This is a genomic window from Pontibacter arcticus, assembly GCF_003284895.1.
In the GTDB taxonomy this organism is placed as follows: Bacteria; Bacteroidota; Bacteroidia; order Cytophagales; family Hymenobacteraceae; genus Pontibacter; species Pontibacter arcticus.
Map to the genome: position 1 here is coordinate 93,818 of NZ_QMDV01000003.1, position 15,920 is coordinate 109,737.

Annotated in this window: 18 protein-coding genes; 3 read left to right on the forward strand and 15 right to left on the reverse strand. The window is 46.2% G+C overall.

The window, feature by feature from the left end; translation table 11 throughout:
- Nucleotides 1-9: 9 nt before the first annotated feature.
- A complete protein-coding gene (nuoK, locus tag DP923_RS09910; protein ID WP_112305710.1) occupies nt 10-339 on the reverse strand; it encodes an NADH-quinone oxidoreductase subunit NuoK in 330 nt (109 codons plus the stop codon).
- Between the two features lie 339 nt (nt 340-678).
- Between nuoK and DP923_RS09915 the strand changes: the two genes are divergently transcribed.
- Nucleotides 679-1,695 carry a DUF6929 family protein gene (locus DP923_RS09915; RefSeq protein WP_112305711.1) on the forward strand — a complete coding sequence of 339 codons (1,017 nt, stop codon included), beginning with the start codon at nt 679-681 and terminating at the stop codon, nt 1,693-1,695.
- An 84-nt stretch (nt 1,696-1,779) separates the two neighbouring features.
- On the opposite strand, the gene DP923_RS09920 is transcribed toward DP923_RS09915, so the two are convergent.
- The 14 genes from DP923_RS09920 to DP923_RS09985 form a co-directional block, all read right to left on the reverse strand.
- Entirely contained in the window at nt 1,780-2,298 is a 519-nt protein-coding gene (locus DP923_RS09920) for an NADH-quinone oxidoreductase subunit J family protein (RefSeq protein ID WP_112305712.1), read from the reverse strand.
- A gap of 4 nt (nt 2,299-2,302) precedes the next feature.
- Nucleotides 2,303-2,812, reverse strand: coding sequence for a NuoI/complex I 23 kDa subunit family protein (locus DP923_RS09925; protein WP_112305713.1), 510 nt, complete (start codon nt 2,810-2,812; stop codon nt 2,303-2,305).
- An 81-nt stretch (nt 2,813-2,893) separates the two neighbouring features.
- Entirely contained in the window at nt 2,894-3,949 is a 1,056-nt protein-coding gene (gene nuoH / locus DP923_RS09930) for an NADH-quinone oxidoreductase subunit NuoH (protein ID WP_112305714.1), read from the reverse strand.
- Between the two features lie 3 nt (nt 3,950-3,952).
- A complete protein-coding gene (locus tag DP923_RS09935; protein ID WP_112305715.1) occupies nt 3,953-4,933 on the reverse strand; it encodes a 2Fe-2S iron-sulfur cluster-binding protein in 981 nt (326 codons plus the stop codon).
- 109 nt (nt 4,934-5,042) lie between these two features.
- Nucleotides 5,043-5,369 (reverse strand): DMT family transporter, encoded by a 327-nt coding sequence (locus DP923_RS09940; RefSeq protein ID WP_112305716.1) that lies wholly within the window; start codon nt 5,367-5,369, stop codon nt 5,043-5,045.
- Between the two features lie 70 nt (nt 5,370-5,439).
- The gene (nuoF, locus tag DP923_RS09945; protein ID WP_112305717.1) at nt 5,440-6,786 is read right to left on the reverse strand and encodes an NADH-quinone oxidoreductase subunit NuoF; all 1,347 of its coding nucleotides are present in this window, start codon (nt 6,784-6,786) and stop codon (nt 5,440-5,442) included.
- Between the two features lie 112 nt (nt 6,787-6,898).
- Nucleotides 6,899-7,429, reverse strand: a complete 531-nt coding sequence (locus DP923_RS09950; protein WP_112305718.1) for an NADH-quinone oxidoreductase subunit NuoE family protein — start codon at nt 7,427-7,429, stop codon at nt 6,899-6,901.
- A gap of 56 nt (nt 7,430-7,485) precedes the next feature.
- The gene (gene nuoD / locus DP923_RS09955) at nt 7,486-8,730 is read right to left on the reverse strand and encodes an NADH dehydrogenase (quinone) subunit D (protein WP_112305719.1); all 1,245 of its coding nucleotides are present in this window, start codon (nt 8,728-8,730) and stop codon (nt 7,486-7,488) included.
- A 45-nt stretch (nt 8,731-8,775) separates the two neighbouring features.
- Entirely contained in the window at nt 8,776-9,282 is a 507-nt protein-coding gene (locus DP923_RS09960; protein ID WP_112305720.1) for an NADH-quinone oxidoreductase subunit C, read from the reverse strand.
- Nucleotides 9,283-9,286: 4 nt separating this feature from the next.
- Entirely contained in the window at nt 9,287-9,844 is a 558-nt protein-coding gene (locus DP923_RS09965; RefSeq protein ID WP_112305721.1) for an NADH-quinone oxidoreductase subunit B, read from the reverse strand.
- 85 nt (nt 9,845-9,929) lie between these two features.
- Complete coding sequence (locus tag DP923_RS09970) at nt 9,930-10,304, reverse strand: NADH-quinone oxidoreductase subunit A (RefSeq protein ID WP_112306228.1); 375 nt, start codon at nt 10,302-10,304, stop codon at nt 9,930-9,932.
- A gap of 205 nt (nt 10,305-10,509) precedes the next feature.
- Complete coding sequence (pruA, locus tag DP923_RS09975) at nt 10,510-12,144, reverse strand: L-glutamate gamma-semialdehyde dehydrogenase (RefSeq protein ID WP_112305722.1); 1,635 nt, start codon at nt 12,142-12,144, stop codon at nt 10,510-10,512.
- A gap of 266 nt (nt 12,145-12,410) precedes the next feature.
- On the reverse strand, nt 12,411-13,112 hold the full coding sequence (locus DP923_RS09980) for a YjjG family noncanonical pyrimidine nucleotidase (protein WP_112305723.1): 702 nt from the start codon (nt 13,110-13,112) through the stop codon (nt 12,411-12,413).
- A 106-nt stretch (nt 13,113-13,218) separates the two neighbouring features.
- Nucleotides 13,219-13,605 (reverse strand): ArsR/SmtB family transcription factor, encoded by a 387-nt coding sequence (locus tag DP923_RS09985; RefSeq protein ID WP_112305724.1) that lies wholly within the window; start codon nt 13,603-13,605, stop codon nt 13,219-13,221.
- Nucleotides 13,606-13,786: 181 nt separating this feature from the next.
- Between DP923_RS09985 and DP923_RS09990 the strand changes: the two genes are divergently transcribed.
- The gene (locus DP923_RS09990; protein ID WP_239020999.1) at nt 13,787-14,374 is read left to right on the forward strand and encodes a carboxypeptidase-like regulatory domain-containing protein; all 588 of its coding nucleotides are present in this window, start codon (nt 13,787-13,789) and stop codon (nt 14,372-14,374) included.
- Nucleotides 14,375-14,558: 184 nt separating this feature from the next.
- Entirely contained in the window at nt 14,559-15,905 is a 1,347-nt protein-coding gene (locus DP923_RS09995; RefSeq protein WP_112305726.1) for an NAD(P)/FAD-dependent oxidoreductase, read from the forward strand.
- The last annotated feature ends 15 nt before the right edge of the window (nt 15,906-15,920 follow it).

Here is a 15,920-nt window from a genome sequence, read left to right on the forward strand (position 1 = left end):
GAAGAACCACTACCATTTCAGGTAGTTAAGCAATTGCACATCGGTAGAGCGTATGTTACGGTATGTCATCACGATAATGGCCAGACCAACGCATACTTCAGCGGCGGCAACAGCCATGATAAAGAACACGAAAACCTGTCCGTTCGGATCGCTGTTATACGCTGAAAAAGCTGTGAGCAATAAGTTTACTGAGTTCAGCATCAGCTCAATACACATAAAAATAACGATGGCATTGCGTCTGGTAAGTACACCGATCACGCCGATACAAAAAAGGGCCGTGCTGAAAAATAAATAGTATTCTAACGGAATGGTTCTGATAACCTCAGGTATCTGGTTCATTTGCTGGGGACTGAACGTAGTACGGTTTAATTACAATCCAATTTAAGTCGCAAAGTTATCCGCATTTTTTAAAAAACCCTAACATATTTCTATTCTTATTGCCGCTTAACATCTGATAGATTTAACTTAAAGGCCTTTTATTACTTTATAGGTAGCCGCAACAGGTAAAGCAGCCTGATATAGCAGCAAGTATGAGCTGCAAGCAAAGGCCAACTATGTTTGTTTATACTTTTAGTTTTTAATCTCGTAGCAGTTTTAAAGCTTTGCTGCCGGCTAAAGGTTGGTATTTATACTTCGGCGCAAACGTATACTTGCTACCGTTATACTTTAAAAACCATTATGACCCGTTATTTATACTTCGTTATACTTGCTTCTTTCATCTTTTTCGGAACCGCCTGCCAGAAAAAAACTGTGCCCCAGGAGTCGGAAAAGCCTCTGCAAATGCAGGCGAGCGTCACCCAAACAATTCCTTTTGCCAACATGCCATCAGCCTCCGGAATCGAGAAGGCTGGTACGGGTTATTATGTGATCGGGGATGATGCACCGTTTTTATACTTGCTGGATGCCAACTTTAAGCCTGCCGGTAAATTTGCCTTCATGGATACCGTTTCTTTTGCAAGCGGACGCATTCCATCAGCTACTAAACCAGATCTGGAAAGTATGGCGCAATTCACGCGCAGCGATACAACGTATCTTTTAATGTTAGGCTCCGGCTCTGCGGCTACGCGTAATGTAGCGTACCTGGTGCAGGCTGATAACCCTAAAAAGTATAAAAAAGTAGATGTCAGCGATTTTTATACTTTCCTGAAACAGGTGCTTGCCCGCAACGGCGCCGATCAACTGAACCTGGAAGGGTTGGCTATAAATGATACACACGCTTATTTATTGCAGCGCTCTTTCGGGCAGGAGCAAAGTATACTTTTAAGGTTTAAGCGGGAGGAATTCCTGAATTATATAACCGGGAGTACGGCTATGCCTATCGCTTCCGTTTTCCATTTCCAGTTGCCCAAGCTTGGGCCATACCAGGCGTCTTTCTCAGGCGCTTACCTGCTACAGGATAATTTATTCTTTACCGCTACTATTGAGGGAACGCCAGATGCGATAGCAGATGGAGAAGTACATGGCAGCTTTGTAGGTTACATTCCGTTGCTGGAGTTGCAGGAAAATAAAGGCTTCCCGGTGACCATTCCGGTAGTGCAACTGGATCTGGCTGATGGTAAAAAGTATGCCGGCAAAGTAGAATCCTTGGTAGTTAGCCAGGCTGATTCTTTGGGAACTTTCAGAGCTATTATCGTTTCGGATGATGATAAAGGCGGCTCTGATCTTTTGGAAGTTACTTTGAGTGGGATACAGTAATTGAATGTTGCTCCCATACTTTGAGGCAAAAAATAAGCCGAAGTGTTCAGGCTTCGGCTTATACTTGTAAGTATGTTCTTCAGATTAAAAGTGTTGCTCTCCGGCTTCTTTTTTCCCTAACATTACGGCTCCAACCATAGCTACTAAAAACAGGACTGCTGATAACTCAAATGGCAGCAGGTAATCTGTAAAGAGCACTAACCCCAGGTTCTCCACCATACCTACCTGCGAATTATAGGTATCCAGGTTAGCACCAGCCAGAGACACATCTTTTAAAGCAGCAATCATAACCACAAAGAGCATACCTCCCGCAATTGTGCCTGCCAGCTTTGTTAGAAATGAGCTTTTCGCTTCGTTTTCAGCGTTCTTACTCACGTTCAGGAACATGATCACAAACAGGAACAATACCATAATGGCACCGGCGTACACAATGATGTTTACCGCCGCCAGGAACTGCGCATTCAGTAAGATGTAATGTCCTGAAATGGTAAAGAACGTAATGATCAGGAATAGCACACTGTGTACCGGGTTCTTTGATATCACAACCATCAAAGCACACAGCAATGTCAGGGAAGCTACAAAGTAAAACAGATTCTCCGTCATGGGATTATTTAGTTTCAGTTGTTTTTAATGGCTCTACCAAACGGTCTTTGCCATAGATAAATTCATCGCGCTCAAAACGTGCAGGTGCAATTTTGTCGTCTTGCAGGAAAATAGCAGCTTTCGGACAGGCTTCTTCGCATAATCCGCAGAAGATGCAACGCAGCATGTTTACTTCATACGTAACTGCATACTTTTCCTCGCGGTATAATCCTTCTTCACCTTTTTTGCGCTCTCCGGCTGTCATGGTAATGGCTTCGGCCGGGCAGGCTACCGCACAAAGACCACAAGCTGTACAACGTTCTGCACCCTGCTCGTCGCGCTTTAATACGTGCAGACCACGCCACACCGAGCTGCGCTCACGCGTTTGCTCCGGATATTGTATGGTTGCCTTTTTCTTAAAAAAGTGTTTCAGTGTTATTGTAAGACCTTGCACAACAGCAGGCAGGTACATTCTTTCTGTGAATGTCATGTCTTTCTGTGCTACTTTCTTACTTCTATTGGATAGTGGTTCCATCTCTTATCGATTATGAATTACTTCAACTTAACTTCCTTAACAGGCATGGCCGAAGCAACATTCAAATTTCGTTACTATAATTTAAAATAAATAGTCTTTAAGCATTATTCCGCCACCTGTCAGTAAGATGTTCAGAATAGCCAACGGAATCAGAATGTTCCAGCCCAGTTTCATCAGCTGATCGTAACGGAAACGTGGCAACGTCCAGCGCACCCACATAAAGAAGAAAATGAACAGAAATATTTTGGCGAACATGGCAGCTACGCCTACCAGCGTTACCACATTGTTGGCTACTACCGGATCACTTATGGCAGCCCTCAGGTTCTCCATGAACGGGAAGTTATAGGCACCAAAGTATAACGTTGCCATTACCGCAGAAGCTACAAAAATGTTGATGTACTCTGCAAACAGGTACATACCCAGTTTCATAGAGCCATACTCTGTGTGGTAACCACCAATCAGTTCTGCTTCAGATTCAGGCAAGTCGAATGGGGTACGGTTTGTTTCAGCAAAGGCGCATATCAGGAAGATGACAAACCCAAGTGGCTGGTACCAGATGTTCCAGTTAAAGCCCGCCTGCTGCTCTGCAATCTCTCTTAAGGAAAGCGAGCCAGTCATCATCAGCACGGCGATCAGGGAAAGACCCATAGCCAATTCGTAACTGATGTTCTGGGATGCCGCACGGATAGCACCTAAAAGCGAGAATTTGTTGTTAGAAGCCCATCCACCGATCATCAAACCATAAACGCCTAATGAAACAACACCAAATACATAGAGTACCCCGATGTTTACTTCTATCGCTTGCAGCCATATTTCGCGGCCATCCACCATCAGCATATCACCGAACGGGATAACAGCGCTGGACATGGTTGCTACCAGCATGGCAATACCCGGACCTAAAATGAACAGGGCTTTATTTGACTTTGCAGGTATAAAATCTTCTTTGAAGAACAATTTACCGGCATCGGCCAGAGGTTGTAATAGTCCGGCCGGGCCTGCACGGTTCGGACCAACTCTATCCTGAATAAAAGCAGCAATTTTACGCTCAAAATAAGTAGAGTAAGTGGCGATCAGCAGCGTGATACCAAATATAACCAGAATGTAAATTGCTTTGTAAATTAGGTCTACTGACTCCATGACTTATTCTTGTGGCAGATTTTTCTTAGTAGAAACTGGTAAATTCGGCACGATCGGTACATTGATAACCGGTAGTTCGTAGTGGTTAGCCGAGATAACAGATGAACGCTCGATATGACGTGGGCCTTCTATTGTCCAGTCGCTCACTTCTTTTTTATCGAAGCGGCAGGTGTTACAGATAAACTCTTCTACTTCATTGTACTGGTCTTTGCGGGCCGTAACGCGTAAAACCGTTTCACCGCGAGCCCATAACGTTACTTTACCGGAACAGGTAGGGCAATCTCGGTGCGCATCCAAGGGCTTCGTAAACCAAACGCGGTTTTTGAAGCGCCATGTTTTATCTGTTAAAGCGCCTACCGGGCACACATCGATCACGTTTCCGGAGAAATCGTTTGCTACCACATTTTCGATATACGTACCGATTTCAGCAGCATCGCCACGGCCTAATACACCATGCACACGTTCCGGTGTAATCTGGTCGGCGGTGTACACGCAACGGTAGCAAAGTATGCAGCGCGTCATGTGCAGCTGGATATATGGGCCCAGATCAACTTTGTTAAAGCTGCGGCGCTCTTCCTCGTAACGTGTGGCACTAACGCCATGCTCATACGAAAGATCCTGTAAGCTACACTCACCAGCCTGGTCGCAGATTGGGCAATCCAGCGGGTGGTTTATCAGCAGCATCTCTACTATACTTTTGCGGGCATTCAGTACATCTTCGTTTGTCGTGTTTTCCACTACCATGCCATCCTGAACCGGCGTAATGCACGAAGCAACCAGTTTAGGCATAGGACGCGGATCTTTAGCAGAACCCTGTGATACTTTTACAAGGCAAACGCGGCACTTACCACCACTTCCTTTTAGAGGAGTATAAAAACACATGGCAGGGGGCACCACATTGCCTCCGATTTTTCTCGCAGCCTGCAGGATTGTAGTTCCATCTTCTACTTCAACCTCGATGCCGTCAAATGTTATTTTAGCCATTTTTTATTTGTTCGTTTTTCGTCGTCCTTTTCTTCTGAGAGCAGAACTACGAACTTTAAATGTTACTTTATTATGCTCTGATAGCAGAACAGGTTTCGTTAAGAATCCCCTAATTAGAAACCGCTTTTAAGCCTACTATAGAAGCAATAAGTGTTGTAATGAAAAAAAGTCTCCAGAACTCAGCAGGTTCCTTAAACACAAAGATACCCATTAGTACTGTCCCTACCGCACCAATTCCTGTCCAGACTGCATAAGCTGTTCCGATGGGCAATACCTGCGTTGCTTTTACCAGCAAGATCATACTTATCGAAAGGCAAACCAGGAAGCCAACATACCAGTAAGTAGCGGTAATGCCTGTTGCTTCTTTGGCTTTACCTAAACAGGAAGCAAACCCTACTTCAAATAACCCCGCAATGATCAGTAAAATCCAGTGCATGTTTCTTCGTATGCTTTGCTTGCTTTTAAAATTATAAATCCTTTGCCAAAGTCAGGGTAGGAGTTTACTGCTATGCTTCTATTGTTGCTAACTGGCCTCTGTAAACTGCTCCCGGTGCTGTTGCTTCCTGCGGATGCTTGATGTGCCACTCAAATTCATCACGGAAGTGACGGATCGCAGCAGCAACCGGCCAGGCAGCAGCATCGCCCAGCGGGCAAATGGTGTTTCCTTCAATTTGCTTGGCTACACTTACCAACAGATCAATATCCTGCTGATGACCGTGGCCATACTCAATGCGGTGCAATACCTTTTCCATCCAGCCGGTGCCTTCGCGGCAAGGGCTGCACTGGCCACACGACTCATGATGATAGAAGCGGGCATAGTTCCAGGTGTTGCGCACAATGCACTGGTCTTCATCAAACACGATAAAGGCACCGGATCCCAGCATGGAGCCTGTTACAAAACCGCCATCCGATAATGATTCGTAAGACATCAGGCGATCTTCACCGGTTGCTGTTTTAAGTATAAGGTTAGCTGGCAAAATCGGAACAGAAGAACCACCCGGCACTACAGCCTTCAGTTGTTTTCCTTTCCAGATGCCACCGCAGTATTCATCCGAATAAATAAATTCTTCAACCGGAACACCCAGTTCGATCTCGTACACGCCCGGTTTGTTGATGTTACCGCTTGCTGAGATCAGTTTAGTACCTGTGCTGCGACCGATACCAACTTTAGCATATTCAGCGCCGGTGTTGTTCACTATCCAAGGCACAGAAGCAATGGTTTCTACGTTATTTACCACCGTAGGAGAGGCGAAAAGGCCTTTCACTGCCGGAAATGGCGGCTTGTTACGTGGGTTGCCACGCTTGCCTTCTAAAGACTCTAACAAAGCAGTTTCTTCGCCGCAGATATAAGCGCCACCACCTGGTGCCACATGCAGGTCCAGGTCGTAACCAGAACCCAGTATGTTTTTACCCAGCAAGCCGGCTGCATACGCTTCTGCAATTGCTTTCTCCAGGATGCGAAGTATAAATAATAACTCGCCTCTGATGTAGATATAAGAAGTATGGGCACCCAATGCATAGCTCGAAGTAATCATGCCTTCTACCAACGCATGCGGGTTTTTCTCCATAAACCAGCGGTCTTTGAACGTGCCGGGCTCCGACTCATCTGCGTTGCAAACAAGGTAACGGGGCACACCTTCAGGCTTAGCCAGGAAACTCCACTTCATACCTGTCGGGAAGCCTGCGCCACCACGGCCACGCAGACCTGATGTTTTTACTTCTTCCACCACCTCATCCGGCGTCATCGTTTTCAGGGCTTTCTCTACAGATTTGTAGCCGCCATGCTTCCGATATACTTCCAGCGTTTCGATGCCAGGTACGTTTATATGTTCGGTTAATATTTTAAGTCCCATTGTAGCAGGATATATTGCTTGATAGTTTAATATGACAAAGGATGTTTAGACAAAGGACAAAAGAAAAAATTAAATCAAGAAAGTCTTTTGTTAAACAGTCTTTTGTCAGAAATTACTTGGCCCAGGTTGGTATTTCGTGCTCTTTGGAGCGCATCATTTGCAGGAACTCATCCACGCGCTGCTCGCTGTCGAGGTTCTCGTAGTATACTTCGCGCACCTGCAGCATCGGGCCTGTTCCGCAGGAAGCAAGGCATTCTACGGGTTTTAAAGTAAACATACCATCGGCAGTTGTTTCGCCTTCTTCGATGTTCAGCTTTTGTTTCAGCATCTCGATCATCTCGTCGGCACCACGCAGGCAGCAAGGGCCGGTGCGGCATACTTCCAGTACATGCTTGCCAACCGGTTTTAGGTTGAACATGGTATAGAAAGTAGCAACCTCGTACACCTCAATGGGCTGTATCTGCAGTATTTCGGCAACTTTATCCATTACCTCCGGGCTTACCCAGCCACCAAACTCTGCCTGCGCAATGTGCAGCACAGGCAATAACGCTGATTTCTGGCGGCCTTCCGGGTAGTGGCTGATGTAGCGCTGAATTTCGGCCATGGCCGCATCCGAAAATTTAACTTCTTGTGTCTCTGTCATTTCTCAGGAACAGTAATCAAATTAATATACAGCTTAAAACTAAAGCTATACTTGCATTATGCGTCGAGCTCGCCAGCAATAACGTTCAAGCTACTCAGAGTCAGGATGGCATCAGCAAGCTGACCACCTTTGATCATTTCTGTATAAGCCTGGTAATAGATAAAGCAAGGTCTGCGGAAGTGCAGGCGGTAAGGCGTACGGCCTCCATCAGATATCAGGTAGAAACCTAACTCTCCATTACCACCTTCTACAGAATGGTATACCTCACCTTTAGGAGCATCAATCTCACCCATCACAATTTTAAAGTGATAGATAAGGGCTTCCATGCTGGTGTATACTTCCTGCTTTGGAGGTAGGTAATAATGCGGTGCATCTGCATGGTAAGAGCCTTCCGGCAAGTTTTTGTACGCCTGCTCGATGATCTTTAAGCTTTGCCATACTTCTTCGTTGCGCACCAGGAATCGGTCATACGTATCGCCTTTGGCTCCAACCGGAATTTCAAACTCAAAGTCTTCATAAGAAGAGTATGGGTTCATAACACGTACATCGTAATCAATACCGGTTGCACGAAGGTTTGGCCCTGTAAAACCGTAGCTTAATGCGCGCTCCGCTGAAATGGCGCCCACATCTTTTGTTCTGTCAACAAAGATCCTGTTTCGGGTAAACATCTTCTCGAACTCTGCCCATACTTTAGGGAAGCGCTTCAGGAATTCACCGATCAGGTGCAAGGCTTTCGGAGAAAGATCGCGCTCCATGCCGCCAATGCGGCCCATATTGGTCGTTAAGCGGGCGCCGCAAACTTCTTCGTAAATATCGTAAATGTGCTCACGCTCCTGCATTACGTACAGGAAGCCTGTAAAGGCACCGGAGTCCACACCCAGAATAGAGTTACAGATCAGGTGGTCAGAGATACGGGCCAGCTCCATCATGATCACACGGATGTACTGTGCGCGCTTTGGCACCGTGATACCCAGCAATTTCTCTACTGTCATATGATACCCCATGTTGTTAATAGGGGATGAACAGTAGTTCATGCGGTCTGTAAGCGGTGTGATCTGGTAGAACGGTCTGCGCTCTGCAATTTTCTCAAAAGCGCGGTGAATATAACCGATCGTAGGCACTGCATCCACGATCTCTTCACCATCCATTTGCAGGATGTTCTGGAAAATACCATGCGTAGCCGGGTGCGTAGGCCCCAGGTTCAGCGTAGTTAATTGCCGTTCTTCGTGCAGGGCAAGTCCGTGGTCTTTACGGAATTGCTCCAGTTCAGTAAGTTCAGCTGTTTTTATATCAGTAGCCATTATCTTTTCCTCTTCTGCGTTATAGCCTGGTAACTATAAATTGGCTTATCGTCCGAAATACGTATCGATCTTGTCTTCTCTTGTCTGGTCTTCCAGCGGGTACTGCTTTAGCATCGGGTGGTACTCCATTTCTTCGATGTTCAGGATGCGCGTCAGGTTTGGATGCCCTGTAAACTGCACGCCATAAAAATCAAAGGTTTCGCGCTCCATCCAGTTCGCGGCAGCGTACAGGTCCGTCATGGTTGGCATAACCGGATCTGCTATCGGGAAAAACACTTTAATGCGGATGCGATAGTTATGGCGCATGCTGTGTAGCTGGTACATCACGCAAAGCTCCTTGTCTTTCAGATCCGGGAAATGTATACCACACAGGGTTGTCAGGAAATTGATGTTCAACTCCTCGTCGTCACGCAAGTATTTGATCAGGGCATGTATCGTTTCGCGGTTAGTCTGGAACGTCATGATGCCATCCGGGCTATAGGCTTCCCAAATGTTCTCTTCTCCAAACTCACTTATGATCTTGCCGAGTACGTTTTCGTTCGTAAGCTCCATCTGCTTATTTAATGTTATAAGAAGCTAAAAGTGCCTGGTATTCCGGTGAGTTTCTACGTCTTAGAGATTCGTTCTCAGCCAGGTCCTGCACGCGCATTAAACCATCTAAGATTTGCTCCGGACGTGGCGGGCAGCCAGGTACATACACATCTACCGGTACAATTCTATCGATACCCTGCAGTACAGAGTACGTATCGAAAATACCACCAGACGAAGCACAGGCACCAACAGCGATCACCCAACGCGGCTCAGCCATCTGCTCGTAAACCTGCTTTACAACCGGCCCCATTTTCTTGGCAATCGTACCCATCACCATCAGGATATCTGCCTGGCGTGGCGAAAAGCTTGGGCGCTCCGAACCAAAGCGGGAAATATCATAGTTAGAACCCATGGTAGCCATGTACTCGATGCCGCAGCAGGAAGTAGCAAAAGGTAAAGGCCAAAGCGAGTGCTTACGGGCAAGTCCGATTACTTTCTCAAATGAAGTTGCAAAAAAACCAGCACCGGATATGCCATCCGGCGCTTCAGCCATTACTATATCGTTTTTATTTGATTCGCTCATGTCGAGATTTTTTAGTTGTTCCTTAGGACATAATCAGTCCCGTATCTGAACAACGGTGCGTTCTCAAAAGTTTAACTATTCAGATCTACTTCAGAATGCCTTTTTTGATCTCATAATAGAACCCAGCCAGCAATATAGCCAGGAAAATGACCATCGGCAGAAAGAAGGTAGAAGCATGCTCTCTGAAGTTTACAGCCCACGGGTACATGAAGATCACTTCCACATCGAAGATCACGAAAAGAATGGCCGTCATGAAATACTTATAGGAAACAGGTGTACGCGCATCTCCTACAGACTCAATGCCACTTTCCCAGGCGGCACCCTTTACATCACTTTTTCTTTTAGGACCCAGCATGTGTGTTGCCACCAACGCAAAAATCACAAAGCCAAGGGCTGCTGCAAATTGGATTAAAATGGGTAGATAGTCAGACGGTAAGTACTGATTTACAGTGGTTTCCATAAAGCTGTAATCGTTTCTTGGATTAGGGAGCAAAATTAGGGATAAATCAGCAACAATCAAAAGTATAAATAGCTTGTAAATTGTATTTAGAAAGGCCTTGCTGAAACTGCTGACGCTATAACCAGTTTAAATACGATAAAAACAACATCGGCCATACTTTATCCAAGTATGGCCGATGTTGCAAAAGTATGAAATCTGTATCTGCTTATTTATCCTCTCCCAGGAAAGGGTAACGGTAATCTACCGGCGATACAAATGTTTCTTTAATCGAACGTGCCGACACCCAACGCAGCAGGTTCAGCATAGAGCCTGCCTTATCGTTTGTGCCGGAAGCACGCGCACCACCAAATGGCTGCTGACCTACCACGGCACCTGTTGGTTTATCGTTAATGTAGAAGTTACCGGCAGCCTGCTCCAGCTTTTGAGTAGCATATTCCACGGCATAACGGTCGCGGCCGAAAATAGCACCTGTTAAAGCATACGGCGAAGTAGAATTTACCAGTTCCAGCGTTTCCTCAAAGTTATTTTCATCATACACATAGATGGTAATAACCGGTCCGAACACTTCTTCGCACATGGTTACATACTGCGGGTTATGCGATAATAATACAGTTGGCTCGATAAAATAACCTTTCGATTTGTCGTAACCACCGCCTGCTATGATCTCTACCTCGTTACTGTTCTTGGCATTCTCAATATACTGTGCAATCTTATCAAATGATTTCTCATCGATCACAGCGTTGATGAAGTTGCTGAAATCTTCCGGAGGACCCATTTTAAAGGATTTCAGATCTTCGATGATATATTCCTTTACTTCATCCCAGATGTTGCTTGGAATGTAAGCGCGAGAAGCTGCCGAGCATTTCTGACCCTGGTACTCAAAAGCACCGCGGGTAATACCGGTTGCTACTGCTTTAGCATTGGCAGAGCTATGCGCAAGTATAAAGTCTTTGCCACCTGTTTCGCCTACAATGCGCGGGTAAGTTTTATACTTGTGGATGTTGTTTCCGATGGTTTTCCAGATGTTCTGGAATACGCCTGTGCTGCCTGTAAAGTGGATACCGGCAAAATCAGCGTGGTTAAAAATCACATCGCCTGCAGTCGGGCCATCCACATATACCAAGTTGATAACGCCATCCGGCAGACCAGCTTCCAGTAACAGTTCCATGATGAACTGCGCTGCGTAAATCTGCGTGTTAGCTGGCTTCCAAACCACCACGTTCCCCATCATAGCTACAGAAGCAGGTAAGTTACCAGCAATAGCTGTGAAGTTGAACGGCGTAAGGGCAAATACGAAACCTTCCAGCGGGCGGTGCTCCATGCGGTTCCAAACGCCAGGTGCCGATTCCGGCTGCATTTTGTAAATGTCCGTCATGAACTGCACATTAAAGCGCAGGAAATCTATAAACTCGCAGGCAGAATCAATCTCGGCCTGGTATGCGTTTTTAGACTGGCCCAGCATGGTAGCGGCATTCATGCGTGCTCTCCAAGGGCCGGCCAGTAACTCGGCAGCTTTCAGGAAAATGCTGGCGCGATGCTCCCAGGTCATGTTTGCCCACATTTCGCGGGCTGCCAGTGCAGCGTTAATAGCTTGTTCCACGTGTGAAGCATCGCCTTCGCTGAAATAGCCAAGAATGTGCTTGTGGTCGTGGGGCTGAAGCATAGGCTTCTTGTTGTCTGTAAAAACCCTGTCGCCGCCAATGTACATCGGTACATCCAGTTCCTGAGATTTCAGCTCTTTATAAGTTTGTTGCAACTCTGCGCGTTCAGGAGATCCGGGCGCATACGATTTGATAGGGTCGTTAACAGGAGTTGGTACGTTGAAGAATCCGGTTGCCATGTTTTTATAATTAAATTATAAATCTGTTTAAAGGTATTCCTGGGCAGGCATACGAGTGCAGCTTTACCCGGCGCAAAGGTACGGCATATTTTTGAAACCTCCCCCTGCCGCCCTCCTAAAAACAGGAAGGAGTATCACAAAAAATAACATATCAATAAATAACCCCTGCACTGTATAGGATGCAAGGGCTATTTGGTATGTACTCAGTATGTTCTGTGGTATTTATTAAATTCTGCACTGCTGTTATGAGAAAGAAACAGGGGAGTTTAAAGTATACTTTTAAGCTCGCTCAGGCAATGGATGTGGTGTGTTGGTTTGGGGCGAAGTTTTGTTGCAGTTTTTTCAGGGTTAAAATATACCTGATCAATGCCTGCTTCGCGCGCGCCGTTAATGTCACAGTCCAGGTTATCGCCGATCATCAGGCACTGGTCTGGCGTTACGCCGATGAGGTCCAGGGTATGTTCAAAAATGCGTTTATCGGGTTTTTTGTAGCCGCAGCATTCCGATGTAACAATCTCTTTAAAGTATGGATTCAGCTTGGAAGTTGTCATTTTGATATGCTGTACTTCCTTAAAACCGTTTGTGATGATGTGCAGGCCATACTTGGGTTGCAGGTAATCGAGCACTTCAAACGTAAACGGAAATACAGCCGTTTTGGTAGGGCAAAGTTCAATGTAGGCTTCCGAAATGCCAGCCGGAATCTGGTGCGTGCCCAGGCCAAGGCCGGTCAGGGTTTTCAGGAAACGGGCATTGCGGAGCTCTTTCTGGCTAATCTTGCCTTTGTTGTACTCGTCCCAGAGGCGATTATTAACGAATTTATACTTTTTATAAAACGAATCGCTGTCGAATTTACCGTACTGGGCCAGCTCAAACTGCTCGTATAAAGTATGAATGGTTTCTTCGGAGTTCTTTTCAAAATCCCAGAGGGTATGGTCAAGGTCGAAGATTATATGGGTGTATTGTTTCATGTAACGTATAGTGGGAGTAATTTAAACTCCATGGTTAAAGATTTGTTTTCAGGTTGGTTAGCAAAGTATAACGTACCATTACAACAAAAGTAAGGCCGGCAGGTTATCAGGAGGCGGTCCAGCGGCGGGCCTGAATTTTGTTTACAGCCAGTTCGCGGTTAGAGTATAAGATCTGGTACACATCCTGGTCTTTCTGCAGCATCAGGTCGCGGTCTAAGTATTTAAAGATCTGGGTGGCAAAATCGGAGGCTTCCTCTTTAATGGCATAGTACACCCACTGGTCTGTTTTGCGGGTAGTTACCAGCCCTGCGTTGCGTAAATAAGAAAGATGGCGCGATGTTTTGGTTTGCGTAAAATCCAGTACCTGCTCCAGGTCCGAAGTGCACATTTCCTTGTTGCGGAGTATGAGATTAAGAATTCGGATGCGGGATTCATCGGCGAGGGCTTTAAAGATCTGCTCTCCAAATGAAAGACTAAAATGTTTAAGTCTCATAAATTTACCGGCCAGCTGTAAGAACGCGGCCTAAACAAAATTAGTTAAAAGCTGCTATTATAAAATATTAAACACTATAATTGTGAAGATGATGTTACCGGTACCCTTGCATACTTTAGCACTTAAAAGCTGTAGAAAGCTGGCATTGCCCGTTTTTATACTTTTGCTTACGTTAGTTTGCATGATGCCCAAGCAAGCCGCCGCCCAGGGCAACAAACGGGTGGTGCAGCTTTCGGGGTTTGTGGCGGTAGGCGATAGTTTATACGGCGTAACCGGCGTTAGCGTGTATGTGCCGGGCACCAACCGGGGCACCCAAACAAACGAGTATGGTTTTTTCTCACTGCCCGTCCTGAACGGCGATAGTGTCATGTTCAGTGCACTCGGGTATAAAAAGCAGTTCCTCAAAATCCCTAACAATTACAGCAGCCAGAGTTATTCCATCATCATGCAGATGCAGGAAGACCCGACCGAACTCCCGATTGTAGATGTTTTTCCGTGGCCGACCGAGCGCGATTTTGAACAGGCTGTACTGAATGTAAAACTACCCGACGAAGGCCGCGCAACCGCCATGCGCAACCTGGACCCCGACCGCCTGCGCGAACTTTTCGAAACTACGCCGATGGATGGCTCGGGCAACTTTAAAACATGGAACCAGCAACAGATCCAGCAACAGCAAAACCGCTACATGTACCCCACCATCAGCCCGTTTGCAATCCCTTTCCTGATCAAATCCATTATGGACGGCGACTTCAAATCCAAGAAAAAGTAACCTGAAGTATAGTTTATACTTTGTTTCTGAGCGGCTGATAGGTTAGCAGTTTAACTGATTCTGTTTCGGATTTAAGTTGTTTTGGCTTCCTGGCAAATCTATGTGTATGCAGCTTACGTACTCAGATTGCATTATACTTCCGTCTTTTTAGCCACAGTTTATACAAGAACAAAACGATAAACCAATGCTTGAACCCGATCAGCTTTCACTTAACATACCCGAAACCACCAAAAAACGCGTCGTAATTATTGGCGGCGGTTTTGGCGGAATAAATCTTGCTAAAAAATTAAAGTGCCGCGAATTTCAGGTGGTGCTCCTCGACAGGCAGAATTACCATGGTTTCTGGCCGTTGCTGTACCAGGTTGCCACAGCCGGTTTAGAGCCGGATTCGATTGCGGAGCCACTTCGTAAGCTTTTTGGCGGCGATGAGTACGAGGATTTCCATTTCAGGCTGATGCGCGTTACCAACATCAACCCGGTCGCAAAAACGGTGTCTACCCTGGTAGGCGATCTTCGCTACGATTACCTGGTTATCGCAACAGGCACCAAACCCAATTATTTTGGCAACGAGCAGGTTAAAAAATTCTCGTTCCCGCTGAAGCAGATACCCGATGCCCTGAACCTGCGGAGCCAACTGCTACAGTCGTTCGAACAGGCAAGTATGACCACAGATCCGGTTACAAAACAGAGCCTGCTGAACATTGTGATTGTAGGAGCAGGCCCTACGGGTGTAGAACTGGCCGGCGCGCTTTCCGAAATGAAAAGGCACGTGCTCCCTTCAGATTATCCTGGCCTCGATTTCAGTAAAATGAACATCTTCCTGGTAGAAGGGATGGACCGCGTATTACCACCGATGGATCCTGAATCGAGTGCAAAGTCGCAGAAATACCTCGAGGATATGGGTATCATCATCAAGCTGAATACACTTGTTGAAACTTATGACGGACAGGTAGCCATCCTTAAAAACGGGGAACAGATACAAACACAAACCCTGATCTGGGCGGCAGGTGTGGCCGGTGCCTTAATTGATGGCCTGCCGGAAGCATCCGTAGAACGTGGCCGGATTCTGGTGAACGAGTATAACCAGGTGCTTGGCTTTAACGATGTATTTGCCATTGGCGATATTGCTTTTATGAAGTCGGAAGAATTCCCGAGAGGGCATCCGGGTGTGGCACAACCTGCTATACAACAGGGCCAGTTGCTGGCCAAAAACCTGAAAAGAATCATACGAAACGAGCCACTGGAGCCTTTTAAATACTTTGATAAAGGATCGCTGGCTATTATCGGGCGAAACCGCGCGGTGGCAGATCTTCCTAAAAATATACATTTAGGCGGTTTTCTGGCTTGGGCGATCTGGTTGTTTGTGCACGTAATGGCACTGGTAGGTTTCCGGAATAAGCTGGTGGTACTGAGTAACTGGGTATACAAATTTTTTACCTACGAAAACGGTACACGCCTTATCATCCGGCCTTTTGTGCGACAGGGCGACCGTATCAAACGGCAGTTTATTGATAAGTATAACCAAGAGTAAGTATACTTACAGGAA